The organism is Stenotrophomonas sp. NA06056 (assembly GCF_013364355.1).
GTDB lineage: Bacteria > Pseudomonadota > Gammaproteobacteria > Xanthomonadales > Xanthomonadaceae > Stenotrophomonas.
In genome coordinates, this window is sequence record NZ_CP054931.1 from 1,174,307 (window position 1) to 1,200,043 (window position 25,737).

Consider the following 25,737-nt stretch of genomic DNA (forward strand, 5'->3'; position numbering starts at 1 on the left):
GGCTGATGGAACTGCGACCGGAACAGTTGGCCGGCCAGGGTGCCGACACGGCGCTGGCGCCGGTCTATCTGATCGCCGGTCCGGAAACGCTGCGTGTGCTGGAGGCCGCCGACGCCGTGCGTGCCCGCGCACGCGCGGCCGGCATCGACGAGCGCGAAGTATTTGACGCCGATGGCCGCGATTTCGACTGGAACCTGCTCGATGCCAGCTTCCATGCCCCCAGCCTGTTCAGCGCACGCCGCCTGGTGGAAGTGCGTCTGCCCAGCGGCAAACCGGGCAAGGAAGGCGGTGAGGTGATCAGCCAGTTCTGCGCCAACCCGGCGCCGGACGTGATCCTGATGATCACCTCCAATGAATGGAGCAAGGCCCACCAGGGCAAATGGGCCGAGGCGGTCAACCGTGTCGGCGTGCTGTCGGTCGCCTGGGCGATCAAGCCGCACGAGCTGCCGGACTGGATCGAACGACGCCTGCGCGGCAGGGGCCTGCGCGCCGAGCCTGCCGCCGTGCAGCGCTTGGCCGAGCGCGTGGAAGGCAACCTGCTGGCCGCTGCGCAGGAGATCGACAAGCTTGCGTTGCTGGCCGATGGGCAGACCCTGGACGTGGAACGGATGGAGTCGCTGGTTGCGGATGCTGCCCGCTACGACGTGTTCCGGCTGGTGGAAGCCACGTTCTCAGGCCAGCCGCAGGCGGTGCTGAGGATGCTGGCCGGGTTGCGTGGCGAAGGCGAGGCCGTGGCCGCGCTGATGCCGATCGTGATCCGTGAGCTGTTGGCCGGTGCCGGTCTGGCACGGGTACAGGCACGCGGCGGCAATCTGGCTGCAGAAATGAAATCCCGCGGAATCTGGGAATCGCGGCAGGCACCCTACAAGCGTGCACTGCAGCGGCATCCGGAAGGCAAGCGCTGGGAACGTTTCGTGGCCGAAGCCGGGTTGGTTGACCGCATCGCCAAGGGACGCGCCGACGGCGATGCCTGGCTCGCGCTTGAGCGCCTGCTGGTGGCGGTAGCCGAAGCGCGCGCGGTACGGCTGCTCGCCCGGGCCTGATCCATGAGCCTGCGGATCTATTACGGGGGCACCTTCGACCCGGTGCATCTGGGCCACCTGGCAATCGCGCGCGCTGCGCGCGATGAACTGCAGGTGGCGGTGCGCATGCTGCCCGCCGCTGACCCGCCGCACCGCGCGGTGCCGGGCGCGACCGCCGAACAACGCTGCACCATGCTCGGCCTGGCCATCGGCGATGAGCCGGGCCTGCTGCTGGACCGTCGAGAGCTGGATCGGGCTGCGCGCTTTCCCGGCAGGCCGTCCTACACCGTCGATACCCTGCGCGAACTGCGGGTCGAACTTGGCCCCAGCCGCCCGCTGGCGTGGCTGGTGGGGGCCGACAGCCTGCTGGGCCTGCCCAGCTGGCACGAGTGGCAGTCGCTGTTCGGGCTGGCCCATTTCATCGTCGCCGAGCGTCCGGGCAGTCCGCTGCGGGCCAGTGTCGACGGCGCGTTGGGTCAGGCCACCGAGGGGCGCTGGGCCGACAACGAGCAGGCCCTGTTCGCCAGCCCGGCCGGCCGCATCCTGCGCCTGCACCACCCGCTGCGCGAGGAATCGGCCAGTGCCGTGCGCGCCCAGATTGGCGCGGGCGGCCCTTGGCGGGCCATGCTGGCGCCGGCGGTGGCCGACTATGTTTCTGGCCACGGCCTGTACCGCCCCCCCACCGCGTGAATACGGTTGCCGCGCTGTGCCCGTATAATCGCCTCCACGTTTATCGAGTCGACCCGCTTTGAGCAACCAGACCCAGCCCCAGACCATCAAGGTCGATCTGCCCAGCCCGCCGCCCTCCGTGCCGGAACTGCTGGCCAGCGTCCGTCAAGCCACCGAAGACCTGAAGGCCAAGGACCCGGTCGAGATCGACGTGCGCGGCAAGTCCAGCGTCGCCGACTACATGGTGGTCGTGTCGGGCACTTCGACCCGCCATGTGAAGTCCATCGCCGATGAAGTCGTGCGCTTCGCCAAGAACATCGACGTCATGCCGCTGGGTGTTGAAGGCGAGCGTGAAGCCGAATGGGTGCTGGTCGACCTGGGCGACGTCATCGTGCACGTGATGCTGCCGCGCGTGCGCGAGTTCTATGCGCTCGAGCGCCTGTGGACCGTCGGCGACCAGCCGCCGTCCCACGAAGACGACGAAGTGGCCTGAGCCATTCGTTGATGCGGTTTTCGACGGCGCCGATGGCGCCGTCGACGTTTTGGAGGAATGTTGATGAAAGCCCGCCTGATCGCCACCGGCGAACGCGCGCCCAACTGGGTGGCGCAGGGGTTTGCCGAGTACCAGAAGCGGCTCTCGCACTGGCTGCCCTTCGAGCTGGTGGAGATCGAGCCCGGCCTGCGCGGCAAAGGGCGGGATGCGCGTCGCGCCACCGACGACGAAGGCAAGCGGGTGATTGCCGCGCTGCCGAAGAATGCCTATGTCGTCGCACTGGACGTTCCGGGCCGCCAGCTCAGTTCCGAACAGCTGTCGCAGCGACTGGAACATTGGCGCGGGCAGGGCAGGGATCTTGCATTCCTGATTGGTGGGCCGGAAGGCCATTCGCCGGAAGTGTCTGCGCTGGCCGATGAAAAGTGGTCGATCGGCCCGCTGACACTGCCGCACATGCTGGTGCGGCTGGTGGTGGCCGAACAGCTGTATCGCGCCGCTGCGATGTTGGCAAATCACCCCTACCATCGCGCGTGAAGAGTCGTTATACTGGCGGTCTGCCCGAATAGCTCAGCCGGTTAGAGCACTTGACTGTTAATCAGGGGGTCGTTGGTTCGAGTCCAACTTCGGGCGCCACATCCAAGAGGCCTGCATCGCAAGATGCAGGCCTTTTTTGTTGCGTCGTGCCGTGTGATCGCGTGCGGCGACAGATCCACATCATGCATGGATGCATTGCGCGCGATCTTTCGAGCGAACCCGACTCTACAATGCGGGGCCATCATGTGGATGTCGACGATGCGCGCGTTTCGCCTTGCATTTCTCCTGCTGATGGCCTTGCTGCCATCCATCGCATCAGCTGCCGCACCAGCCACCTGGAAACCGCCGGCGGGCACCACCGAATTCCCTCTCTGGCCGGACGGGAAGGTGATGGCGCCGCCGAAGCTGAAAGGCCCCGAGCAGGTCAGCGAAACCGTCTCCAAGGCCAGTGGCGAGCACTGGATGATGCTGCAGAACGTGGCCGTGCCCACACTCACCGTGTTTCCGGCGAAAGGCCTGCCGAACGGCACGGCAGTGATGGTCGTGCCGGGCGGTGGTTACAACGTGCTGGCGATGGACCTGGAAGGCAGCGAGATATGCGATTGGCTGACCGCGCAGGGCATCACCTGCGCACTGCTGAAGTATCGCGTGCCGGCCTCGGGGCCGAACTGGGATCGCCAATGCAACTGCCGCGACATTCCGGCCGTGCCGATGGCATTGCAGGACGCGCAGCGGGCGATGGGCCTGCTGCGTGCGCAGGCCGCACGCTGGAGGATCGATCCGCAACGGCTGGGCGTGATCGGCTTCTCGGCCGGCGGCCACGTGGTGGCCGGGTTGAGCACGCATGCGCAGCGCAGCTATGCGGCGCTGGATGCAGCCGATGCGCAGTCCAGCCGGCCGGATTTCGCGATGGTGATGTATTCCGGGCACCTGTGGGCGGGGCACGGAAAGGGATTGTCGCTGGTCAAGGACATCGTTGTGGACGACACGGTGCCGCCGACGTTCATCGCCCAGGCCACGGATGATCCCACTGATGACGTGCGCGAATCACTGGCCTACTACCAGGCATTGATCGATGCCGGCGTGCCGGTGGAAATGCACCTGTTTGCACGCGGCGGCCACGCGTTCGGGGTGCGCATGAAGGACGCGCCGGTGGCTGCGTGGACAGGCTTGGCCGAGCGTTGGATGCAGGACATCGGCATGCTGCCGAAACGCCCGTTGTAGAGCCGAGCCGATGCCCGGCTGCCTGCGCGAAGCCGAGCGCAGGCTCGGCTCTACAGCGTCAACTGGCCTTTCCAGAACGCCACCAGCGTAGCGATTGCCACCACCACAATCGCGCCGAACAGCACCCATTCCCAATGCGTGAAAACCCGCTCGCCGCGCTGGCGCCGAGTCAACGCGTACAGCACCACGCCCGGCACATACAGCAGTACCGACAGCAGCAGGTTGTCCAGGCCGCCGGCATACACCAGCCACAGCGCATAGGCGCTGGCCAGCAGCGCGACGATGAAATCCCGCCAGCGCGCACTGGCCGCGCCGGTGTAGGCCTCGCCCTGCCAGGCCAGCTTCACGCCGAATGCGCTGGACAGGAAGTACGGCACCAGGCTCATCGACGCCGCCAGCAGCACCAGGCTGGTGTAGCTGCCCGAATTGAACAGCACCAGCAGCAGGAACAGCTGGATCAGGCCGTTGCTCAACCACAGCGCATTGGTGGGCACGCCGCGCGCGTTCTCGCGTCCGAGAAAGGCCGGCATCGTGCCATCGCCAGCGGCGGCAAACAGCACTTCGGCACACAGCAGCACCCACGCCAGCAGCGCGCCCAGCACCGAGATGATCGAGCCGATGATGATCACCGTCGCGCCCCATTCGCCCACGATCGCGCGCAGCACATAGGCCATCGACGGATTGGGCAGGCCCGCCAGTTCGGCCTGCGACAGCACGCCCATCGACAACAGGCTGACCAGCACCAGCAGCAGCCATACGCCGATGAAGCCGATCACCGTGGCGCGGCCGACATCGGCGCGGCGCGCGGCCCGCCGCGAGTAGATGCTGGCGCCCTCGATGCCGATGAACACCCACACGGTGACCAGCATCATCCCGCGTAGCTGCTGGCCCATGTCCCCCAGCGCGGGAACGCCGAAGAAGTCGGCGCGGAACACGTCCATGCGGAACGCACCGGCCGCCAACACCAGGAACAGCGCGATCGGCACCAGCTTGGCCACGGTGACCAGGCCATTGATGATCGCGGCGGTGCGCAGGCCGCGCAGTACCAGCAAGTGAACGGTCCACAGCAGCAGGGATGATGCGGCGATGGCGGCGGGCGTATTGCCTTCACCGAACACTGGCGCGAAGTGGCCGAGACCGCTGAAGATCAGCACGAAGAAACTGGCGTTGCCGAGCACCGAAGCGACCCAGTAGCCCCAGGCCGCAGAGAATCCGATGTAGTTGCCGAAACCTGCGCGCGCATACGCGTAGATTCCGGTGTCCAGGTCGGGGCGACGGTTGGCCAAGGCCTGGAACACGAAGGCCAGCATCAGCATCCCCGCACCGCTCACTGCCCAGCCGATCAGTGCGGCGGCCGGGCCGGCGCTGCGCGCCACGTTCTGCGGCAGCGAGAAGATGCCGGCGCCGACCATCGAGCCGACCACCAGTGCGGTCAGTGCGGCCAGACCAAGGCGTTGGTTGGAAGGAGGCATCACGCGCGCCGCAGCTGTCGGGGTACCCATGATGGACGCTGTCGCGTGCGGAAAAAAGCAAAGGCCCGGGCGAGAGCCCGGGCCTTTGCAGGTGAAGCGGCAGCCGTATTACTTGAAGGTGTACTTGAAACCGACGGTGTAGTAACGGCCCAGCGCACCGGAGAAGTGCATCGGGTTGTAGTTCACGCCGCCGTAGGTGGTCGGGTCGAGCGGGGCGATGCGGTCGAACACGTTCGCCACCGAGGCGTTGAGTTCGAACGAATCGTTGATGCTCCAGCGACCGGACAGATCCATCGTGGTGAACGAGGAAATCTTCTTCACCGGCTCGCCATCGGCGTAGAAGGCCAGGTAATCGCCGCCACGCTTGTCCTTGTTCTCCATCTTGCTGATGTAGTTGGCAACGGCGCTGACGCTCCACGGCCCCTGCTTCCAGGTGGTGCCGAAGTTCACCTTGTCCTTCGGCGTGCCGATGCAGTTGGTGACATCGCAGTTGCCGTGGGTACCCACGTAGTCAACCGTGTCGCCGCCTTCGGTCCGCTCGAACTTCAGGATGTGGCTCCACTGCAGGTCCAGCTCCAGCTGGCCCGGGCCGATATCGAAGGTCTGACGGATGTCGGTATCGATACCACGCACGCGTGAGGAGCTGGCATTCACGTAGGCGGTGTTGACCGCCAGAATGGTGCCGCTGTTGGGCACGCCATTGAGGTCGTTGCTGTCGCGCAGGACGTTGCCGGCGAGGATCGCCGCCGAGGTGCTGCCCTGCACGATTTCGTTGGTGCGCTTGATCTGCCAGGCATCGACGGTCATCGAGGTGGACGAGGTCGGCTGCAGCACGATGCCGACCGAGTAGCTCTTTGACTCTTCCGGCTTCAGCAGCTTGTTCGGCTTGGTGATGATCGCCACCGAGTTGGCGCCGCACTCTGCCGCATTGTTGCCGCTGATCTGGCAACGAATCGGGTCGACCGCGGTGGAGAAGGCGGCGAGGCCACCGTCACCATTCTCGGCCGGGTTCGGCGCGCGGAAACCTTCGGCGTAGCTGGCACGCAGGGCGATCCAGTCGGCCGGGGTCCACTTCACGCCCAGCTTCGGCGTGGCCTTGCCTTCACCGCTCTCGTACTTGTCATAACGCATCGCTGCCGACAGCTCCAACTGCTCCAGCACCGGTGCGGACAGTTCGACGTAGCCGGCGTACACGTTCTGGGTGCCGTCGTAGGCCGAATAGCCCAGGCCGATGATGTCGCCGGTGTCGGTGAAGGTCTGCGGGGTCAGGCTGTTGCTGGTCTTGCGCCATTCGGTGCCGAACGCCAGGCCCAGCGGGCCGCCCTTCAGGTCCATCAGGCTGCGCGACATGGTGAAGTCGAACATGTCCAGGCTGGACTTGGCGCGTGCGCTGATCATCGGCGAGATGAAGTCGTACAGCGCCTGCGAGTTCTGGCCGGCGTTGTCGCCGATGCGCCACACGCCGCCGGCGCAGTTCGGATTGGCCAGCGCACAACGCACGTTGTCGTAGTTGAGGAAGCCGGTGCGCTTGTTGGTCAGGTCGGTGCCAGAGTGCAGGTAGGCGGTGTCGTAGCTCCAGTCACCCCAGTTGCCCTTTACGCCAACCAGGAAGCGGTTGAACTCGTTGGTGTTGTCGGTAACGCGAGGGCCGACATCCCAGGCCGAGTAGCGCAGGCGCACCGGCGCACCGGTCGGGTTGTCCGGATGGGTGGCACCGAGCGTGGTGGCGCCCGAGCCGCTGTTGGCGTTGACCGGACCGCCGGGGTAGCCCCAGCCGCCAGATACGCCGGACGGCGTATTGCTGAAGATCGTCTGCTTCTTCGAGTAGCCGATCTCGGTGTAGACCTCGCCGCCTTCACCGAAGGCGAAGCTGGCGCGACCGAACACGTTGACGTACTTCTCTTCCGGAATCAGGTCGCGGTACTGCTGCGCCGGATCGAACAGGCAGCCGTCGGCGGCGATGCTGGCCGGGGTCTGGCCACCGATGGTGGTCAGGCCCGCGCAGCCAGGCAGCGGAACCAGGTGGCCGGTGGCATCCAGGTAGGAACCGTTCGGGCCGGAACCGCCCGAGGTGCCGCCACGGGTGTACGCGCCGCCCAGGAACTGTGCGGTCTTGTCATAGCCCCACTGACGGGTATCGCCGGTGCCGATCCACTTGCGGTTCTTGCGGTCGCTGATCTTGATAGCGTCGGTCTTGCCGACGTCCAGGCTGAAGAACGCGTTCCAGCCATCGCTGGCAAGGTCGCCGGTACCGGCGGTCAGGGTGGCCTTCTTGGCGTCGCCATCGCTATCGCCGGACAAGCCGTAGGAGCCACGCAGAATCACGCCCTGGAAGTCGCTGCGCAGGATGATGTTGACCACGCCGGCGATGGCATCGGAGCCATAGATCGCCGAGGCGCCGTCCTTCAGCACTTCAACGCGTTCGACAGCGTCGAGGGGAATGGTGCTGAGGTCGGTGAACACCTTCTGGCCGTCATCGGCCAGGCCATAGGTGGCCATGCGGCGGCCGTTCAACAGCACCAGCGTCGAACCAGCACCGAGGCCGCGCAGCGAAATGCCGGCGCCGCCACCGGCGAAGCCGTTGCCGAAGGTCTTGGGAATGGAGCCAGCACCGTCAGCGGTGATGGTCTGCAGGTACTCGGCCAGCGAGGTCTTGCCGGTGCGATCGATTTCCTGGCGGGTCACCACCTGCACCGGCGACGGTGTCTCGGTGTTGGTGCGCGGGATGTTCGAACCGGTAACGGTGATCCGGTCAAGGTTGGTGGCCTGTTCCTGCGCGAATGCAGAGGAAGAAGCCACGGCGCCGGCCAGCAGCAGGGCGCCGCCGGTGAGGATATGGGTGATGGACGATGCCAGGGTGTTGCGGCGGCGGCTGGCGGGCCGTTGGATCGGGTGTTTCACAGCTTCTCTCCTGACTGGAAAACTCGAGCATTGAGGGCTGTCTCCGGTGTGTCCCGGGACGCGTCAATCTAGGTTTCCAGCAGGTGACGAAGGTGTGAAGTTTTACTAAATTCGTAACGGATTTCCAACGAAGTTCAAATAACCGGGCAGATTGGCCCTGTCCCGCCCCGTTCGCCGTTGCTGCCGGCCCGGCAGGTGCCGGGCCGGCCCATGGGTCAATCGGGCAGGGAGAACTGCACCGGCACCATGCCGATGGCCGGAACGGCCATGCCGTCACGTTCGGCCGGCACGAACCGCCAGTGGCGCAGCACCTGCTGACGGGCGGCCTGGTCCAGGCTGCGCGAGCCGCTGCTGCGTTCGATGCTGACGTTCACCGGCTGGCCACTGGGGTCCACTTCCACCCGCAGCAGCACCGTGCCCTGCTCGTGATTGCGCAGGGCCTGGATCGGGTAGCTCGGCGGCGGGTTGCTGCGGTACTGCAGCTGGGCACCCGCCAGCGGCGTGGACGGGGCGATCGTCGGCACAGCCTGCACCGCTGTCGGCTCGGCCGCCGGCAGGATGATGCCCTGGGCCTCCTCGACGGTCGCAGTGGCTGGAGGCAGGGTCGGTGCGACCGGGACAGCCTGCTGCTTCTGCACCACCTCCACCTTTTCCGGCTTGATGGGCGGCGGTGGCAGCGGTTTCGGCTCTTCCTTGGGCAGCAGCGTCACCGTGGTTGCGTCGCGCGGCAGCGCGGTGACCGCCTGGTAGGTCGCCGGGATCAGCAACAGCAGAAACGCGAGCAGATGCAGGGCGATGGCCGCACTCCAGGCGGCAACGCGGGCGGGATCGAAGTGCAGGGGTACTACGGGATACGTACGAACCATGGTCCACCTCCATGCCAGTGTCGAAGTCCTCAACGCACCAGGGCCGCCATCGGGGTTGCCGCACGCGGCTGGCAGTCAATCATTAGCGCGCGGACTCCACCACTGCCTAGAGGCAGGGGCGACAGCATTGAGCTGGCCTTCATGTACAGGGCGAGCCCGCCGGCAGCGGAAACGAAAACGGCGCCCCGGAGGGCGCCGTTGAGGAGGCTGGACGGGGCCTCAGCGGCCCAGTTCGAACACCACGTCCAGGTTGACCGAGACGGTCGATTCGCCCGGGGCGACCGGGGTGGCCTTGTCCATCGCCGCGCCCGCTGCCATCGATCGCATCATCATCGGCGGGCGGAAACCGCCACCGGAATTTTCGGAGATGCTGACAATGCGGCGCACCTGCAGGCCAAGCGACTTCGCGTAGGTCTGGGCGCGGGCCTGGGCCTTCTTCAGTGCCGCCAAGCGGGCTTCGTCATAGACCGGTTCGGGCTGGTCGATCTCGAACTGCGGGCCGTTGATCTGGTTGGCGCCCTGTGCGGCCAGCGCATCCAGCACCTTGCCGAGCTTGGCGATGTCGCGGACCTTCAGGCTGACGGTGTTGCTGGCCTGGTAGCCGGTGATCTTCGGCGCTTCGTTGTCGGCATAGCGGTACTGCGGGTTGAGGCTGACGCCGCTGGTCTGCACGTCGCGCTCGGCGATGCCGGCGGCCTTGATCGCGGCCAGTACCTTGTCCATCTGCTGGGCGTTCTGGCGCATGGCGCTGTTGCCGTCGGCGGCCTGGGTGACCACGCCGGCCGACAGGGTGGCGACGTCCGGCACGCGGGTCGCTTCGGCGTTGGCCGAGATGTTCAGCAGTGTGCCTTCGGCCGCGGCGGCGATCGACGGCGACGACGGGTCGGCATGGGCGGTCATCGAAGCTCCAAGAGCGAGGGACAGGGCAAGCAGCAGCGGGGTGGCGGTGCGGCGCATGGGATCTCCTTGTTGTGGCGTGAGGGTGGTGTCGTAGCGATGAACGCGCTGTGAGTCCGTTCGGGGTTGCAGGCGCCAGGGAAGGATTGTCCGACGATTCAGGTACCGGCGTCAGGTTATGCTGTGTCGATGCTCTATCTTGCTTCCCGCTCCCCCCGACGCAACCAGCTGCTGGCCCGACTCGGACGCCCTTTCCAGGCTTTGGACCTGGAGGTTGTCGAGCAGCGCGCGGCCTCTGAAAGTGCCCAGGACTATGTCTGCCGGGTCGCCGCCGACAAGGCGCGCGCCGGCCTGGCACGGGTGCTGGCCGATGACCCGCAGGCGCGGGTGCTGGGCTCGGATACCGAAGTGGTGCTCGATGGCGAAGTCTTCGGCAAGCCGACCGACGCCGCCGACGCGCGGGCGATGCTGGCGCGGCTGGCCGGGCGCACCCACCAGGTGATGACCGCCGTGGTGGTGGTCGACGCGCAGGGGCTGGACAGCGAACTGGTCGTTTCCGAGGTCACCTTCGCTGCGATCGATGCGGCCGAGATCGCCGCCTATGTCGCCACCGGCGAGCCGCTGGACAAGGCGGGCGCCTATGCCATCCAGGGCGGCGCCGAGCGCTGGATCGAACACCTTTCCGGCAGCTACTCCGGTGTCATGGGGCTGCCGCTGCTGCATACCGATCGTCTGCTGGCCCGCTGCGGCGTGCTGGCCCAAACTGCTGATGCCGCCAGGGAGGCTGCCGATGTCTGAGGAAATCCTGGTCAATGTGACCCCGCGCGAAACCCGGGTCGCGGTGATCGAGAACGGCATGCTGCAGGAACTGCACATCGAGCGCGGTTGGCGCCGGGGTGTGGTCGGCAACATCTACAAGGGCAAGGTGCAGCGGGTCATGCCGGGCATGCAGGCGGCATTCGTCGAAGTGGGGCTGGAGCGCGCCGCGTTCCTGCACGCCAACGACGTGGTGCGGCCAGCCCCGGTGGCCAGCGCCGATACCGAGAACACGACCCTGCCGCCGCCGTCCAGCGTGCCGATCGTTGAGCTGCTGCGCGACGGCCAGGACATCGTGGTGCAGGTGGTGAAGGATCCGATCGGGACCAAGGGCGCACGCCTGACCACCCAGATCAGCATTCCCTCGCGCTACATGGTGCTGCTGCCGCAGTCGAAGGTGGTGGGCGTGTCGGCACGCATCGAGGACGAAGGCGAGCGCGCGCGGCTGAAGGCGCTGGTGACCGAACTGTCGGCCCAGCATGGTGGCTACGGCTACATCGTGCGCACCAATGCCGAGGGCCAGCCGGCCGAGGCCATCGCCGAAGACATCGCCTACCTGTCACGGGTGTGGAACGTGGTCGAGCGCCGCGGCCGCGAGGCGGCGTCGTGCAGCAACATCTATGAAGACCTGAGCCTGCCGCTGCGCTCGGTGCGCGACCTGATCCGCAAGGACGTGGACAAGGTGAAGGTGGACTCGAAGGAGACCTTCGCCCAGCTGCAGGCCTTCGTGGCCAAGTACATGCCGGTGCTGGCCGAGAAGATCGAGCTGTACAGCGGCGACCGTCCCATCTTCGACATGTTCGGGGTCGAGGACGAGATCGGCCGTGCGCTGGACAAGCAGGTGCCGCTGAAGTCCGGTGGCTACCTGGTGATCGACCAGACCGAGGCGATGACCACCATCGATGTGAACACCGGTTCCTTCCTGGGCCAGCGCAACCTGGAAGAGACGGTGTTCCGCACCAACCTGGAAGCCGCACAGGCGGTGGCCAGGCAGCTGCGCCTGCGTAATCTGGGCGGCATCATCATCATCGACTTCATCGACATGGATGACGCCGAGCACCGCCGCCAGGTGCTGCGCACCCTGGAGAAGGCACTGGCCCGCGACCACGCCAAGACCACGGTGTACGACTTCTCGCCGCTGGGCCTGGTGGAAATGACCCGCAAGCGCACGGTGGAAAGCCTGGAGCGCCAGCTGTCGGAAACCTGCCCGCAGTGCAGTGGCCGCGGCACCATCAAGACCACCGAAACGGTGACCTACGAGATCTTCCGCGAGATCACCCGTGCGGTGCGCCAGTTCGACGCCGCGCGCCTGCTGGTGATCGCCTCCAGCAAGGTGGTGGCGCGGATCACCGATGAGGAATCCACGGCCGTGGCCGAGCTGGAGGAGTTCCTCGGCAAGAGCATCCGCTTCCAGGCGGACGAGCAGTACCTGCAGGAGCAGTTCGATGTTGTCCTGCTCTGATCCAGGCCGACTGTCTCCCTTCGGTGGCCGATGAGCGCGCCGCCGCGCCTGCGACTGCGAAGGATCCGCCGTCATTTCATCGCCGCCTGCGCGGTCGGCCTGGTCGGGCTTGCACTGCTGGTCGGCACGCTCAGCCAGCTGCTGCCGCTGGCTGAGCGCCATCCTGACAGGATCGCGGCCTGGCTGAGCGCGCGCGCCGGACAACCGGTGCGCTTCGAACGCCTGGACACCGCTTGGACCCGACGCGGTCCATTGCTGCAGTTGAAGGGCCTGCGCATCGGCGCGGGCCAGGGCCTGGCCATCGGTGAAGCCGAAGTGCTGGTGTCGATGTACAGCGGCCTGTTGCCGGGCCGCTCGCTGACCGAACTGCGCCTGCGCGGCCTGGCATTGGACCTGCAACAGGCCGCCGATGGCCGTTGGTCGGTGCGCGGCTTGCCGCAGTCCAGTGCTGGCGGCGATCCGCTGGATGCGTTGCGCCGGCTGGGCGAACTGCAGGTGATTGGTGGCCGTCTGAGCGTGCATGCACCTGCGCTGGGCGTCGAAGCCACCCTGCCACGCATCGATCTGCGTATGCGCGTGGACGGCGACCGCCTGCGGGTGGGCGTGCGTGCCTGGGCGCAGACCGATGCCTTGCCGCTGACGGCGGTGCTGGACCTGGATCGCCAGCGCGGCAACGGCCAAGCCTGGCTGGGGGCCGATCCGATTGATTTCCGTGCCTGGTCGCCGTTGCTGGCGGCCGGCGGCGTGCGCCTGCGCGAGGGCAAGGGCGAGCTCAATCTGTGGCTGACCCTGCGCGATTTCGCCCCGATGGCGCTGACCACCGATTCGGATCTGCGCGATCTGCGTATTGAAGGCGCGCCGATGCCCGGCATCGCACGTCCGCAGATGCAGCTGCAACGGCTGCAGGCGCGGCTGCGCTGGCAGCGGACGGCAGACGGTTGGGCGCTGCAGGTGCCGCGCCTGCGTCTGCAGGCCGATGGCAACCCGCAGCAGCTGGATGGCCTGCAGGTACGGCTGGGCAAACAGATGCAGGTGCAGGCTGGAGCGACGCAGGCGGGTATCGCCTTGCGCGCGCTGGCACTCAGCGACCGGCTGGATGCGGGCCTGCGTCATTGGCTGTACCTGGCCAAGCCGCAGCTGGACGTGGCGCAACTGCAGGTGCGCGGCCAGCAGGATGGCCCGTTGTGGGTACAGGGCGAACTGCAGTCGCTGGGTTTTGCCAGCGTTGGCAACTCGCCGGGTCTGCGTGGCCTGGGCGGCCGCTTCGAGGGCGATGCCGATGGCTTCAGCCTGCAGCTGCAGCCGCAGCGCCAGCTGCAGTTCGATTGGCCGACCGGTTTCGGCGTGCGCCATGACCTGCACCTGGCCGGGCAGATCGTCGGTTGGCGCGACGAGGCCGGCGGCTGGCGCATCGGCACCCCGGCGATGCGTGTGGAAGGCACCGACTACGCCGCCGACGTGCGCGGCGGGCTCTGGTTCCAGGGCGATGGCACCCGGCCGTGGATGCAGCTGGCGGCCAAGCTGGACGACGTGCCGATGACCGCCGCCAAGCGTTTCTGGATCCATTCCAAGATGAGCAAGGGCGCCACCGACTGGCTGGACATGGCCTTGGCCGGTGGTCAGGTGCGCAACGGCATTGGTCTGGTCAGTGGTGACCTCGACGACTGGCCGTTCGACAACAACGATGGCCGCTTCGAGGCCACCGGCCACATCAGCAACGGCGACATCCGATTCCAGCACGACTGGCCGTTGATGGGCCAGGTGTATGCCGATGTCGCCTTCATCGGCCCCGGCTTCCACATGCAGGGTCGCGGCGATCTGGCCGGCGTAGCGGTGCAGAAGTTCGAAGCGGGCATCCAGGATTTCGGCCAGCAACCCCTGTACGTGCGCGCCGACAGCCAGGGCGATGCCGGCAAGCTGCTGGCAATGCTGCGGCAGAGTCCGCTGCACAAGGAATACGGCGACACCTTGGACAACCTCGCGGCAAGCGGTCCGGCCAACGTGCATTTCGACCTGCTGCAGCCTCTGCACCATGACGAAGGCGGTGGCCACCTGCAGGGCACGGTGGACCTGGCTGGGCTGAAGCTGGTCGACAAGCGCTTCCAGCTGGAATTCGACAACATGCGCGGGCAGGCCCGCTACAGCAATGCCGGCTTCGCCGCCGAAGCGCTGGCGGTGCGCCATCTCGGCCAGGACGGCCGGCTGAGCCTGCGCGCCGGTGGCTTCGTGCGCGACCCGAAGCTGGCCTTCGAATCGGAACTGGCCGCTTCGCTCGATGCGGGCGTGCTGATCGACCGCGCAGCGGAAATGGCGTGGCTGAAGCCCTACATCAATGGCACCTCGCCGTGGACCATCGCGGTGAACCTGCCGAAGGCCGCGCCGGGTGCGCCCGCGCCACCAAGTGAGCTGCGCCTGCGCTCGGATCTGGTGGGCACCCGCCTGGACCTGCCGGCGCCGCTGCAGAAACCGGCCAGCGAGCCGCTGCCGACCACCGTGGCCGCGCAGTTGCCGATGGGCGCAGGGCGCATCGACGTGGCGTTCGGCCAGCGTGTGGCGCTGGCCGCGCGCAGCCACAACAACCAGACCGGCGTGCAGGTCACCCTGGGCAGCGACCACGTTGACCGCGAGCCACCGCCCAGCGGGCTGACCATCAATGGCCGCAGCCCGACCCTGGATGCGCTGGAATGGATCGGCCTGGCCCGTGGCGCCGGTGGCGATGGCGACCCGATGCCGCTGCGGGCAGTGGACGTGCAGGTCGGTCAGCTGATGCTGATCGGTGGCGTGTTCGAGCAGACCCGGTTGCAGCTGCACCCCGGCCCGCAGGCGCTGGACGTGCGCCTGGATGGCCCGTCGTTGGCCGGCAAATTGAACGTACCCAACGCCGATGGCGGCACCATCAGCGGCCAGCTCGAGCGGGTGTACTGGCAATCGTTGCCGACCGTGCCCGGAGCTACCGCTGCACCGGCACGGGTGCAGGCCGGTGCCGACGACATGGACCCGGCCAAGCTGCCGCCGTTCGCACTGGACATCGCCGACCTGAAGTTCGGCAAGGTCGTGCTGGGCCAGGCGATGCTGCGCACGCGGCCGATCGCCAACGGCCTGAGCGTGGAAGAACTGCGCTTCCGCGCCCCCAGCCAGGAGATCGACATCCGTGGCCGTTGGCTCGGCAAGGGCGGTGGCTCGCGCACCGCGCTTGATGCGCAGGTGCGCAGTGAAGACCTGGGCGGGTTGCTGCAGAACCTCGATTACGGCGGCCAGCTGCGCGGTGGCTCCGGCCACGCACAGCTGCAGGCGTCCTGGCCTGGTGGTCCTTCCGATTTCCAGCTGGGCAACCTGCAGGGCCAGCTCGATGTGAATGCCCGCAATGGCCAGTTGCTGGAGCTGGAGCCGGGTGCGGGCCGCGTGCTGGGCCTGCTCAGCGTCGCCCAGCTGCCGCGGCGGTTGATGTTCGACTTCCGCGATTTCTTCTCCAAGGGCTTCGCGTTCAACCAGGTGGAGGGCAGTGTGCAGTTCGGCGAGGGCATGGCCCGTACCGACAAGGTGCTGATCGAAGGGCCGGCCGCGAACATCACCATCCGTGGCGAGGCCGACCTGCGCAAGCAGCAGTTCGACCAGACCATCGACGTCAACCCGCGCGCGGGCAACCTGCTGACCGTGGTCGGCGCGGTGGCCGGCGGTCCGGTCGGCGCGGCGCTGGGCGCCGCCACCAATGCGGTATTGTCCAAGCCACTGGGCGAGATCGGCGCCCGCACCTACAAGGTGACCGGCCCGTGGAAGGAGCCCAAGGTGGAAGTGATCGAGCGCAGCCGCGAACGCCAGCCCGCGCCCGCGCCGCCGCCGCGCCTCCCGCCCTTGCCAGCCGTGCCGCCGACCGTCACCGAACCCTCACCGCCGCGCTGAACCCGGCGTCCCTGTTTCCCCGGCGGACTTGCCTGACCGCCTTTACACCCCCAGATCGAGACCATGACTGACAACGCCCTGACGCTTGCCCAAGATCGCCTGTTGCGGCCCGGTGGCCTGGATACCGCTGGCCTGGAGCGCACCTTCGGCCAACTGCTCGGCCCTGGTGTGGACTTCGGCGACCTGTACTTCCAGCACGCCCGCCGTGAAAGCTGGAGCGTGGAAGACGGCATCGTCAAGGACGGCGCCCATTCCATCGAGCAGGGCGTGGGTGTACGTGCAATTGCCGGCGAGAAGACCGGCTTTGCCTATTCCGATGACATCCACGCCGGTGCACTGCTGGCGGCGGCGCAGTCGGCACGCGCGATCTCGCGCGAAGGTGGCGCGCAGACCGGGCGCTCGCTGCTGCGCGGCGATGCGCGCGTGCTGTATCCGTCGCTGGACCCGATCGACGGCATCGGTAACGAAGCCAAGGTCGAGGTGCTCAAGCGCCTGGACGGTTATCTGCGCGCGGCCGACCCGCGCGTGAAGCAGGTGATGGTCAGCCTGTCCGGTGGCGTCGATACCGTGCTGGTCGCCCGCACCGATGGTGTGCTGGGCGCCGATGTGCGCCCGCTGGTGCGGTTGAACGTGCAGGTGATCGTTGAACAGAACGGTCGCCGTGAGTCGGGTTATGCCGGCGGCGGTGGTCGCTACGGTTATGAAACGCTGTTTGCCGATGGCCGCCCGGAAGCCTTCGCCCGCGAGGCGCTGCGGCAGGCATTGGTGAACCTGGAGGCGGTGCCGGCGCCGGCCGGAGTGATGCCGGTGGTGCTGGGACCGGGCTGGCCGGGCGTGCTCCTGCACGAGGCGGTCGGTCATGGCCTGGAAGGTGACTTCAACCGCAAGGGCACCAGTGTCTACGCGGGCAGGATCGGCGAGCGCGTGGCGGCACCGGGCGTGACCATCGTCGACGACGGCACCCTGGATGGGCGCCGTGGTTCACTCAACATCGATGACGAAGGCCATCCGACCCAGTGCACCACGCTGATCGAGGACGGCATCCTGGTTGGCTACATGCAGGACAGCCTCAACGCGCGGCTGATGGGCGTGGCGCCGACCGGCAACGGCCGTCGTGAATCGTTCGCGCACATGACCATGCCGCGCATGACCAACACCTACATGCGCGCTGGCCAGCACGATCCGCAGGAAATGATCCGTTCGGTGAAGAAGGGCCTGTACGCGGTCAATTTCGGTGGCGGCCAGGTCGACATCACCAGCGGCAAGTACGTGTTCTCGGCCACCGAGGCCTACCTGATCGAGGATGGTCGGATCACCGCGCCGGTGAAGGGCGCGACCCTGATCGGCAACGGCCCGGAAACCATGCAGAAGGTGCGCATGGTCGGCAACGACCTCGCCCTGGACGAGGGCGTGGGCATCTGTGGCAAGGACGGGCAGAGTGTGCCGGTCGGCGTTGGCCAGCCTTCGCTGCTGATCGAGGGCATCACCGTCGGCGGTACCCAGGCCTGAGCACGGCGATGGCCACAGCCACCGCCATGCCCGACGGGGACTCAGTCCTCGTCGGCGTCGTCGACCGGCGCGTCTGCCTCGGCGTCCTCGCCGGACGGCTTCAGACCCAGCGCGGCCGGCAGCATCAGCGCGCGCAGCACCTGGAAGATTTCGCGGTAGGCACGCGGCGGCTTGTTCCTGGCCTTTTCAGCCTGCGCGTTGCGTACCAGCGTGCGCAGCTGCTGGCGGTCGGCCTGCGGGTAATCGTTGAGCAGTTCGGCCAGCGCGGTGTCGCCCTCGTTCATCAGGCGTTCGCGCCAGTCTTCGGCACGATGCATCATCGCCACTTCGCGGCGACCGGTGTCGCTGTTGACGTCCAGCGCTTCGCGGATCGCGTCCAGGGCGGCATCGTCCTCGCGGCGCATGTGCTTGGCCAGGAACGCCAGCTGCCGCTTGTGCGCGATATGGGCGGTGATCCGCTTGCACTCGGCGATGTGCGGCAGCAGGTCCTCGGGGATCGGCAGGCGCGCCAGCTGGGCCGGGGTCAGCGACACCAGCTTCTCGCCCAGGGCCAGGACGTCGAGCGCATCGCGCCGGTTCTGGCTGCGGCTCTTGTCGTGGAATTCACCGGTTTCTTCGTCGCGTCCGCGCATCGTCCATACCTGATTTCAAAAAAAGTCGCCCGGCGTGATGCCGGGCCCAACCCGCACAGGATAAAGCATTGAACGTGATCGCCCCTGAAGTCGCCGTCGGCGACGACAGCCCGGCCCGGCTGGAACGGCTGGCCGACATCTCCCAGCAGCTGTTGCAGCGTGCCCGCGCGCTGGGCGCCAGCCAGGCCGAGGTCAGCTGCAGCGAGGACCGTGGGCTGGAGGTCAATGTCCGTCTCGGCGAGGTCGAGACCGTGCAGTCCACCCGCGACCGCGGCATTGCCGTGACCGTGTACTTCGGCCAGCGCAAGGGCAGTGCCAGCACCGCCGACCTGCATGAAGCCAGCTTGCTGGCCACCGTCGAGCAGGCGTGCGCGATCGCCCGCCATACCGAAGACGACCCGGCCGCCGGCCTGGCCGAGGCCGGCTTGATGGCCCGCGACTTCCCCGAGCTGGACGGCTGGCACCCCTGGGAGCTGCAGGCCGACGAGGCCGTGGACCTGGCACTGGCCTGTGAGGCAGCGGGCCGCGAGGCCGATGCGCAGATCCGCAATTCCGATGGCGCCTCGGTGTCGAGCATGCAGAGCGTGTCGGTCTATGCCAATTCGCATGGTTTCATCGGCCGCGAGCGCGGCACCCACCATTCGATCGGCTGTGCGCTGATCGCCGGCATCGGCGATGGCATGCAGCGCGATGGCTGGTACACCGGCGCACTGGCCCGCGAGGACCTGGAAGATCCGGCCAGCGTCGGTCGCCGCGCCGCCGAGCGCACGGTCGCCCGCCTGCAGCCACGTTCGTTGCCGACCGGCAGCATGCCGGTGCTGTACGCGCCGGAAGTAGCGCGCAGCCTGGTCGGTCATCTGCTGTCGGCAGTGTCCGGCGGCGCACTGTACCGGCAGGCCAGCTTCCTGCTGGACAGTGTCGACCAGCAGCTGTTCCCCGACTGGATGCAGATCGAGGAGCTGCCGCATCTGCGCCGCGGCCTGCGTTCGGCGGCCTTCGACGGCGACGGCGTGGCCACGCGTGCGTCGGCCCTGGTCCGCGACGGTGTGCTGCAGCGCTACGTGCTGGGCAGCTATTCGGCGCGCAAGCTGGGCCTGCAGACCACCGCCAATGCCGGCGGCGTGCACAACCTGCAGCTGGCGGCCAATGCCGGTTCGCTGCAGGACATCGCCACGCAGATGGGCAACGGGCTGCTGGTGACCGAGCTGATGGGGCAGGGGGTGAACGGGGTGACCGGCGACTACTCGCGCGGCGCCGGCGGCTTCCGCGTGGAGAACGGCCAGATCCAGTATCCGGTGGATGGCATCACCATCGCCGGCAACCTGCGGGACATGTTCATGGCGATCGAGGCGGTCGGCAGCGACGTCGATCCGCGCTCACATATCCGTACCGGCTCGATCCTGGTGGGACGGATGACGATCGCCGGTAATGATTGATGCCATTGATGGCGTAAGCTAGGCGCGCCTGACGCGACCGGCTTGCCGCCGGTCGGTCCAGACCACCCAATAAAAAGGAGTTTTGTCGTGAGCGAATTCGAGAACGTCCCGGCTGCGAGCAGCGTACCGGCCGACCAGCGCACCATGGCCCTGGCGGCGCACCTGCTGGGTATCTTCACCGGCTTCATCGGCGCGCTGATCATCTGGCTGATCAACAAGGATGACGCCGGCAAGGCCTTCGTCACCGACCAGGCCAAGGAAGCCCTGAACTTCCAGATCACCGTGACCATCGCGATGGTCATCAGCATGATCCTGACCGTCGTGATCATCGGCGTGTTCCTGGCCCCGATCGTCGGCATCATCAGCCTGGTGTTCAGCATCATCGCTGCGGTGAAGGCCAACAACGGCGAAGCCTACCGTTACCCGTTCGCGCTGCGCCTGATCAAGTAAGCGGTAACGATCAACGACGCAAACAGAAACGCCCGGCAATGCCGGGCGTTTCCGTGTATGGCGCACCTGGTAGCGCCGGGCCATGCCCGGCGAGCGCACAGCGCTGCAGCTCCATTGCTGCGGTCAGTGATCGCGTTCCACCGCCAACGTGGCCAGCGCGCGCAGCGCATCGGCTTCTTCGTGATAGCCCGCCAGCGCCTGCTGCATGCGCGCGGACAGTTCGCGCAGCTGCGCCTTGGCACCGTCCATGCCGAGCAGGGCAGGGAAGGTGCTCTTGTCCTGCGCCTGGTCCTTGCCGGCGGTCTTGCCCAGCTGCTCGGAACTGGCTTCGACATCGAGGATGTCATCGCGGACCTGGAAAGCCAGGCCGAGCGCATCGGCGAAGCCGTCGAGCTGGGCCAGCACCGGCTCGGGCGCATCGCCGCACAACGCGCCCATGCGCACCGCGGCGCGGATCAGCGCACCGGTCTTCAGCGCATGCATGCGGGTGAGGGCTGCCAGCGACTGTTGCTGGCCGGTGGCATCGATGTCCAGCGCCTGGCCGCCGCACATGCCGGCCGCACCGGAGGCATGGGCCAGGGTCTGCAGGCATGCCACGCGCAATCCCGCCGGCAGCGGCGCATCGGCCAGCAGGCCGAACGCACGGGTCTGCAGGGCGTCACCGGCAAGGATCGCGGTGGCTTCGTCGAAGGCAATGTGGGTGGTGGGCTTGCCACGGCGCAGGGCATCGTCGTCCATGGCCGGCAGGTCGTCGTGCACCAGCGAGTAAGCGTGGATCAGCTCCACGGCCATTGCTGCGGCATCGAGCTTGTCCAGCGGCGCGCCGAACACCTGGCCGGCGGCATAGACCAGCAACGGACGCATGCGCTTGCCGCCGCCGAGCACGGAATAGCGCATGGCCTGGTGCAGGCGTTGCGGCGCGTCGGCCGGCGAGGGCAGGGCAGCGTCGAGCTGGCTTTCGATACGGTCGCGCCAGCGCGCGAACAATGCCTCAGCCGTCATGGCTGGGCGGATCGAAGGGTTCGGCGGTTTCGGGCTGGGCCGGATCGCTGAGCAGGCGCACGCGCAGTTCGGCCTGTTCCAGCGCCTGCTGGCACTGGCGGTACAGACCGACGCCACGTTCGTAAGCGCTGAGCGAGGCTTCCAGGCTCAGCTCGCCGGTTTCCATCTGCTCCACCAGCTGTTCCAGCGATTCGAGCGACTGCTCGAACTGGGCGACCGGGGAGGCGTTTTCGGGGGACTTCTTGGCCATGCGACAAGTGTGGACGGCGCGCGCGCGAGGGTCAATTCACCAGCCGCCCGGATGCCACTGCAACTGTGCATTGCGTGCCTGCAACCAGGCCTGCAGCGGCGCGGCAATGACTACATCGGCGGCGGCCAGCAGCTGCCCGCGGTCGAACAGCAGCGGCAGCTGTGCGCGTCGCCAGGGCGCCAGGTGTTCGCGCTGCAGGCAGTCTTTCAGTGCGGATGAATGCGTGCGGCCAGGCAGCACGATGCGTTCGCCGCCTTGGCGGGCGCGCAGTTCCAGCGGGTGGTCGAAGCCGTCCGCACCGAGCAGGCGCAGCTGGCCGCCATCCGGCAGCTGCAGCGGCACGCGGCCATCCCATGCCGCCTGCCAGTTCTTCGGCAGGGCGGGCAGCTCTGCCGGCAGCAGGTAGGCGTGCTGGCGCCACTGGCGGATCGCGTGCTGTTGCCAGCGCACCTGCGATTGCCGATCAGCGCCGGCGAGCATCAGTTCGTTCTGTGCCTGCCGCAGTACGTGTGCCGGCAACGGTGCCGCGTCATGGCGGCGTACCCACGCACGCAGCACGCGTGCAGCACGCTCGGGTGCAACCTGGCGCAGCAGCTCCAGCGACAGCACACGTGGTGCCACTTCCAGGTGAGCGAGCAGCTCGGCATCTTCTTCGTCGAGCAGCGCGCGGGTCTGCGCGCTATGTGCAGCGCTGGCAGCCAAGGCGGCAGCGGCATGTGGCCAGCGCTGGCGCAGCAGTGGCAGTACCCGCAGGCGCAGGAAATTGCGGTCGGCGTGGTCTTCGCCGTTGCTGGGGTCTTCGATCCAGTGCAGCCCATGTGTGGTGGCGTAGGCCTGCAGCCCGCTGCGAGGCACATCGAGCAAGGGCCGCCACAGCCGATGGCCATCGAGTTGGCTGTCAGCGGTCATCGCCGCCAGCCCATCAATGCCCGAGCCGCGCAACGCGCGCAGCAGGAAGGTCTCGGCCTGGTCGTTCTGGTGCTGGGCCAGCGCCAGGGTTTCCCCGGCCTGCAATTCGGCGGCGAATGCAGCACGGCGTGCCAGCCGGGCGGCACCTTCGAGGCCATGCCCGCCCGCGTGCGGGACCTGCACGCGGTGCACGGCCAGTGCAATGCCCAGCGCCGCGCATTGCTGCTGGCAGTGCCTTACCCAGTCATCGGCAGCCGGTTGCAGGCCGTGGTGTACATGGATGGCACGCAAGGGCGTGCCGGCGGCCTGCGCCGATTGCCACAGCCAGTGCAGCAGCACGGTCGAATCCAGGCCGCCGCTGTAGCCGACCAGCAGCGGTGCATCCAGCGGAACGAGGGTCGGGAAGGCAGTCACGGCGGCAAGTATAGGGTGGGTCGGCAGGGCGGCGCCCTGCACCTGCAGAGGCGGTAGTGCCGGCCGCTGGCCGGCAACCTGAGCAGCAACAGCAACAGCAACAGCCGAAGCAACAGCGGGCATTCCGTGGGATGGCGGGGTGGGTCCGGTTGCGGGGGACGCCGTAAACCCATCCATGGGGGCTTGGCCGCGGCATCCATGCCGCGGACACCCCCGCAACCGGACCCACCCCGCCTTCGACAGAGTCCTGCGATCTGTCGGAATGGCGTGGCCTGCTCTCGGTACGTGTCGACCTTGGTCGACACGTAGATCCACGCCATGCGTGGATGAATTTCAATCGAAATTGAATATTTCGACAGTTGTTCGACAGTTGATCGAAGAGCATCCACGCATGGCGTGGATCTACCAGACGCCGCGAAACTGTCAGAGGTGGGGCGGTGTCGGATTGCGGGGTGTCAGCCGCATGGATGCGGCTGCCAAGCCCCCATGGATGGGTTCACGGCGTCCCCGCAATCCGACACCACCCCGCCATCCCACGGAATGCCGCTGTTGCTGTTGCTTCGGCCGTTGCCGTTGTTTCGGCGGGTGCAGGGCGCAGCCCTGCCGAAAACCCCTTACTTCAGCCGGCGACCGGAACGATCGATGCGGAACCACTCGCCGCCTTCCATCGGCGTATGCCCGTCGCCATCCGGCGTGCCTCGGCGGCAGCCGTTGCAGACCTCGGCCTCGCCGTCCTGGAACGGCCAGGCAAAATCGAACGTGGCCGCAATCACCTGCTCGAAGGCGGCGTTGAAGTAGCCCACGCGTTCACCGACGCGGCCGCGGAACAGGCCTTCCTGCAAGGGGTCTGCGCCGTTGTCCCAAGCGATCACGGCCTGGCTGCGTCCGCGCCGGTCCACGTAGTGGAAGCCGTCGGCGGTCTGTACCAATGCCAGGCCATCGCCGTCGTAGGGAAGATCCTTCAGGGTGTCCGTGCTGATCTGCGGCTTGTGATCGACCACCTCGCAGCCGGGCAGCATCCACAACCCGTGTTCTTCGGTCATGACCTTGCAGGCCGGCCCCTGCGCTGACGCACAGGTGCTGGCCAGCACGCCCAGCAGGGCGAGCCAGCGCACACAGCGAAGGCTGGCCGGAGCAGGGCGTGCCGGCCGCGCCATCACTTGCTGTCGGCCTTGCGTTCGAAGGTGGCCGGTGCCGGCAGTTCCACCGGTACGCCCTTGTCGTCGCAGGTGCCGGCCTGGCACAGGCGATCACGCAGGGCCGGGGTGGCCTGCACGATCATGTGGTAGATCGCGTTCTGTTCCAGCGTGCCGCGGATCGCCTTGCTGCCCGGGCCACGTGCCCAGATGCCGACGTCCTCGCCGCCATGCGATTCGGACTTCATCGGTACCAGCGCTTCCTGCATGTAGTCCGGATGCTCGGTGTCCACGTCGTGCAGGTTCGGGCGGCCGTTGGCCGGCTCGAAGCTGCTGGGGTTGTGCGGGTAGCGCTTCGGGCCGGCCGGCTGCTGGTTGCTGGTGCCGGTGTGGCCGGGGCCGTTGGCATAGCTCAGGGTGGTGTAGGGCTGGCCGTTGCCATCCAGCGCCAGGTCGAGCTTGCCCGCGCCGTCTTCGCCGCCCTTGTCCTTCACCTTGCCCAGGATCGGATTGCCACGGGCCGGGTAGCCGACGAAGTTCAGGGTGTGCGAATGGTCGGCGGTGACGATGATCAGCGTGTCGTCGGCCGAGGTCAGCTCGTTGGCCACGCGCACGGCATCGGACAGGGCCACGGTTTCGGTCAGCGCACGGTAGGCGTTGCCGCTGTGGTTGGCATGGTCGATGCGCGCACCTTCGATCATCAGCACGTAGCCTTCCTGATGGCGCGACAGGTTCTTGATCGCTGCAGCGGTCAGCTCGGCCAGGCTCGGCTCGCCGGCCGGGTCCTGCGGGCGCTCGTATTCGTAACGCATGTGATCCGGCTCGAACAGGCCAAGAATGGCCGGTGCGCTGGCGGCGGCGGCCAGCTGCTTGCTGTTCCATACATAGGCACCCTGCGGGTGCGCCTGCTGCCATTCCTGCACCAGGCTGCGGCCGTCAAGGCGTTGGCCGACCTTGTCGTCGTACTCCGGATCGCGCTCTTCCACGGTGGTGAACTCACCGCGACCGCCGCCGAGGGCGACCAGCGGGCCGCGGCCATAGCGCGAGGTGGACAGCAGCTGCTGGGCGATGTCCTTGCAGCCGGCGGCCTTGGCCGCTTCGGTCAGGTCGGTGTCGTTCTCCCAGTTGCGCTCGGGCGAGTGTGCGTAGGTCGCCGCCGGGGTGGCGTGGGTCAGGCGTGCGGTGGAGACCACGCCGGTGGCCAGGCCGGCACTGTCGGCCAGCTGCAGCCAGGTCAGCAGGCCCTTGGACAGGCTGTCGGCGCAGTCGGTACGGCTACCTGCGCTGACGCCGATCGCACCCATGTGGGTCTTCACGCCGGTGGTGATGGCGGTCATGGTGCCCGCCGAATCCGGCGTCTGCGAATCGGTGTTGTAGGTCTTGCTGAAGGCGGTGGCCGGGAAGCGCTCCCACGACAACAGGTTCTCTTCGCCCGAGCCACCCTTCTGCTGGCCTTCGTAGATGCGTGAGGCGGCCACGGTGGTCAGGCTCATGCCGTCACCCAGGAACAGGATGACGTTTTTGGCCTTGCCGGCCATCGCACCATTGGCGGCGGCCTGGGCAGCGCCGCTGCGGTACCACCACTGCGGGGTTTCACCCGCCGGGTGGGCGACGGGGGCGACGCTGACCTTCAGGCCGGCCGGAGCGGACGCGGGGGCGGTGCTGGCGCAGGCGCCGAGCAGCAGGGTCGTGGCGCAGGCGGCCAACAGGGAGACGGAACGGCGCATGGACGCTGGGATCTCA

Annotated in this window: 21 protein-coding genes and 1 tRNA gene; 12 read left to right on the top strand and 10 right to left on the bottom strand. The window is 67.4% G+C overall.

The features are described from left to right. Window positions 1-5: 5 nt before the first annotated feature. From holA to HUT07_RS05125, 6 genes are all read left to right on the top strand, one after another. Window positions 6-1,043: a DNA polymerase III subunit delta gene (gene holA, locus HUT07_RS05100; protein ID WP_176020019.1), complete on the top strand. Its 1,038-nt coding sequence runs from the start codon at window positions 6-8 to the stop codon at window positions 1,041-1,043. Between the two features lie 3 nt (window positions 1,044-1,046). Then, the gene (nadD, locus tag HUT07_RS05105; RefSeq protein ID WP_176020020.1) at window positions 1,047-1,712 is read left to right on the top strand and encodes a nicotinate-nucleotide adenylyltransferase; all 666 of its coding nucleotides are present in this window, start codon (window positions 1,047-1,049) and stop codon (window positions 1,710-1,712) included. Window positions 1,713-1,770: 58 nt separating this feature from the next. Beyond that, window positions 1,771-2,184 (top strand): ribosome silencing factor, encoded by a 414-nt coding sequence (gene rsfS, locus HUT07_RS05110; RefSeq protein ID WP_049467016.1) that lies wholly within the window; start codon window positions 1,771-1,773, stop codon window positions 2,182-2,184. Between the two features lie 63 nt (window positions 2,185-2,247). Continuing rightward, complete coding sequence (gene rlmH / locus HUT07_RS05115; protein WP_176020021.1) at window positions 2,248-2,718, top strand: 23S rRNA (pseudouridine(1915)-N(3))-methyltransferase RlmH; 471 nt, start codon at window positions 2,248-2,250, stop codon at window positions 2,716-2,718. Window positions 2,719-2,740: 22 nt separating this feature from the next. Beyond that, window positions 2,741-2,817, top strand: a tRNA-Asn gene (locus HUT07_RS05120). Window positions 2,818-2,967: 150 nt separating this feature from the next. After that, complete coding sequence (locus HUT07_RS05125) at window positions 2,968-3,942, top strand: alpha/beta hydrolase (protein ID WP_217706654.1); 975 nt, start codon at window positions 2,968-2,970, stop codon at window positions 3,940-3,942. Window positions 3,943-3,992: 50 nt separating this feature from the next. On the opposite strand, the gene arcD is transcribed toward HUT07_RS05125, so the two are convergent. From arcD to HUT07_RS05145, 4 genes are all read right to left on the bottom strand, one after another. Then, entirely contained in the window at window positions 3,993-5,414 is a 1,422-nt protein-coding gene (arcD, locus tag HUT07_RS05130; protein ID WP_176020023.1) for an arginine-ornithine antiporter, read from the bottom strand. 108 nt (window positions 5,415-5,522) lie between these two features. Beyond that, window positions 5,523-8,315: a TonB-dependent receptor gene (locus tag HUT07_RS05135; RefSeq protein ID WP_176020024.1), complete on the bottom strand. Its 2,793-nt coding sequence runs from the start codon at window positions 8,313-8,315 to the stop codon at window positions 5,523-5,525. A 215-nt stretch (window positions 8,316-8,530) separates the two neighbouring features. After that, window positions 8,531-9,181, bottom strand: coding sequence for an energy transducer TonB (locus tag HUT07_RS05140; RefSeq protein ID WP_176020025.1), 651 nt, complete (start codon window positions 9,179-9,181; stop codon window positions 8,531-8,533). Window positions 9,182-9,400: 219 nt separating this feature from the next. Continuing rightward, window positions 9,401-10,138 (bottom strand): SIMPL domain-containing protein, encoded by a 738-nt coding sequence (locus HUT07_RS05145; protein WP_176020026.1) that lies wholly within the window; start codon window positions 10,136-10,138, stop codon window positions 9,401-9,403. Window positions 10,139-10,267: 129 nt separating this feature from the next. Here HUT07_RS05145 and HUT07_RS05150 point away from each other — a divergent pair, with 129 nt between their 5' ends. The 4 genes from HUT07_RS05150 (at window position 10,268) to tldD (ending at window position 17,765) form a co-directional block, all read left to right on the top strand. Further along, entirely contained in the window at window positions 10,268-10,876 is a 609-nt protein-coding gene (locus HUT07_RS05150; protein WP_176020027.1) for a Maf family nucleotide pyrophosphatase, read from the top strand. Then, the gene (gene rng, locus HUT07_RS05155; protein WP_025879287.1) at window positions 10,869-12,356 is read left to right on the top strand and encodes a ribonuclease G; all 1,488 of its coding nucleotides are present in this window, start codon (window positions 10,869-10,871) and stop codon (window positions 12,354-12,356) included. Before HUT07_RS05150 ends, rng begins: the two co-directional genes overlap by 8 nt. 30 nt (window positions 12,357-12,386) lie before the next feature. Then, window positions 12,387-16,256 carry a YhdP family protein gene (locus HUT07_RS05160; protein ID WP_176020028.1) on the top strand — a complete coding sequence of 1,290 codons (3,870 nt, stop codon included), beginning with the start codon at window positions 12,387-12,389 and terminating at the stop codon, window positions 16,254-16,256. Window positions 16,257-16,319: 63 nt separating this feature from the next. Then, entirely contained in the window at window positions 16,320-17,765 is a 1,446-nt protein-coding gene (gene tldD, locus HUT07_RS05165) for a metalloprotease TldD (RefSeq protein WP_176020029.1), read from the top strand. A 41-nt stretch (window positions 17,766-17,806) separates the two neighbouring features. Here tldD and yjgA read toward each other — a convergent pair whose 3' ends face one another. Next, window positions 17,807-18,397, bottom strand: a complete 591-nt coding sequence (gene yjgA / locus HUT07_RS05170) for a ribosome biogenesis factor YjgA (protein ID WP_176020030.1) — start codon at window positions 18,395-18,397, stop codon at window positions 17,807-17,809. A 68-nt stretch (window positions 18,398-18,465) separates the two neighbouring features. Between yjgA and pmbA the strand changes: the two genes are divergently transcribed. Next, complete coding sequence (gene pmbA / locus HUT07_RS05175) at window positions 18,466-19,833, top strand: metalloprotease PmbA (protein ID WP_176020031.1); 1,368 nt, start codon at window positions 18,466-18,468, stop codon at window positions 19,831-19,833. Between the two features lie 87 nt (window positions 19,834-19,920). Next, window positions 19,921-20,283, top strand: coding sequence for a DUF4870 domain-containing protein (locus HUT07_RS05180; RefSeq protein ID WP_176020032.1), 363 nt, complete (start codon window positions 19,921-19,923; stop codon window positions 20,281-20,283). Window positions 20,284-20,406: 123 nt separating this feature from the next. Here the strand turns inward: HUT07_RS05180 and HUT07_RS05185 are convergent, their stop codons facing one another. From HUT07_RS05185 to HUT07_RS05205, 5 genes are all read right to left on the bottom strand, one after another. After that, window positions 20,407-21,285, bottom strand: coding sequence for a farnesyl diphosphate synthase (locus HUT07_RS05185; RefSeq protein WP_176020033.1), 879 nt, complete (start codon window positions 21,283-21,285; stop codon window positions 20,407-20,409). Beyond that, window positions 21,275-21,535 (bottom strand): exodeoxyribonuclease VII small subunit, encoded by a 261-nt coding sequence (locus tag HUT07_RS05190; protein ID WP_006381978.1) that lies wholly within the window; start codon window positions 21,533-21,535, stop codon window positions 21,275-21,277. Before HUT07_RS05190 ends, HUT07_RS05185 begins: the two co-directional genes overlap by 11 nt. A gap of 36 nt (window positions 21,536-21,571) precedes the next feature. Beyond that, window positions 21,572-22,858 (bottom strand): tRNA lysidine(34) synthetase TilS, encoded by a 1,287-nt coding sequence (gene tilS, locus HUT07_RS05195; RefSeq protein ID WP_303246016.1) that lies wholly within the window; start codon window positions 22,856-22,858, stop codon window positions 21,572-21,574. A gap of 614 nt (window positions 22,859-23,472) precedes the next feature. Beyond that, window positions 23,473-24,018: a WG repeat-containing protein gene (locus HUT07_RS05200; RefSeq protein ID WP_176020034.1), complete on the bottom strand. Its 546-nt coding sequence runs from the start codon at window positions 24,016-24,018 to the stop codon at window positions 23,473-23,475. Next, window positions 24,015-25,721 (bottom strand): alkaline phosphatase, encoded by a 1,707-nt coding sequence (locus HUT07_RS05205; protein WP_176020035.1) that lies wholly within the window; start codon window positions 25,719-25,721, stop codon window positions 24,015-24,017. Before HUT07_RS05205 ends, HUT07_RS05200 begins: the two co-directional genes overlap by 4 nt. Between the last annotated feature and the right edge of the window lie 16 nt (window positions 25,722-25,737).

Excerpts from the sequence above, each read along its gene's own strand:
- HUT07_RS05205 (WP_176020035.1), bottom strand. The coding sequence starts at position 25,721 with ATGCGCCGTTCCGTCTCCCTGTTGGCCGCCTGCGCCACGACCCTGCTG.
- HUT07_RS05185 (WP_176020033.1), bottom strand. The coding sequence starts at position 21,285 with ATGACGGCTGAGGCATTGTTCGCGCGCTGGCGCGACCGTATCGAAAGC.
- tldD (WP_176020029.1), top strand. The coding sequence starts at position 16,320 with ATGACTGACAACGCCCTGACGCTTGCCCAAGATCGCCTGTTGCGGCCC.
- HUT07_RS05125 (WP_217706654.1), top strand. The coding sequence starts at position 2,968 with ATGTCGACGATGCGCGCGTTTCGCCTTGCATTTCTCCTGCTGATGGCC.
- yjgA (WP_176020030.1), bottom strand. The coding sequence starts at position 18,397 with ATGCGCGGACGCGACGAAGAAACCGGTGAATTCCACGACAAGAGCCGC.
- rng (WP_025879287.1), top strand. The coding sequence starts at position 10,869 with ATGTCTGAGGAAATCCTGGTCAATGTGACCCCGCGCGAAACCCGGGTC.
- holA (WP_176020019.1), top strand. The coding sequence starts at position 6 with ATGGAACTGCGACCGGAACAGTTGGCCGGCCAGGGTGCCGACACGGCG.
- HUT07_RS05145 (WP_176020026.1), bottom strand. The coding sequence starts at position 10,138 with ATGCGCCGCACCGCCACCCCGCTGCTGCTTGCCCTGTCCCTCGCTCTT.
- HUT07_RS05140 (WP_176020025.1), bottom strand. The coding sequence starts at position 9,181 with ATGGTTCGTACGTATCCCGTAGTACCCCTGCACTTCGATCCCGCCCGC.
- arcD (WP_176020023.1), bottom strand. The coding sequence starts at position 5,414 with ATGCCTCCTTCCAACCAACGCCTTGGTCTGGCCGCACTGACCGCACTG.
- HUT07_RS05160 (WP_176020028.1), top strand. The coding sequence starts at position 12,387 with ATGAGCGCGCCGCCGCGCCTGCGACTGCGAAGGATCCGCCGTCATTTC.
- nadD (WP_176020020.1), top strand. The coding sequence starts at position 1,047 with ATGAGCCTGCGGATCTATTACGGGGGCACCTTCGACCCGGTGCATCTG.
- HUT07_RS05150 (WP_176020027.1), top strand. The coding sequence starts at position 10,268 with ATGCTCTATCTTGCTTCCCGCTCCCCCCGACGCAACCAGCTGCTGGCC.
- HUT07_RS05190 (WP_006381978.1), bottom strand. The coding sequence starts at position 21,535 with ATGGCCAAGAAGTCCCCCGAAAACGCCTCCCCGGTCGCCCAGTTCGAG.
- rlmH (WP_176020021.1), top strand. The coding sequence starts at position 2,248 with ATGAAAGCCCGCCTGATCGCCACCGGCGAACGCGCGCCCAACTGGGTG.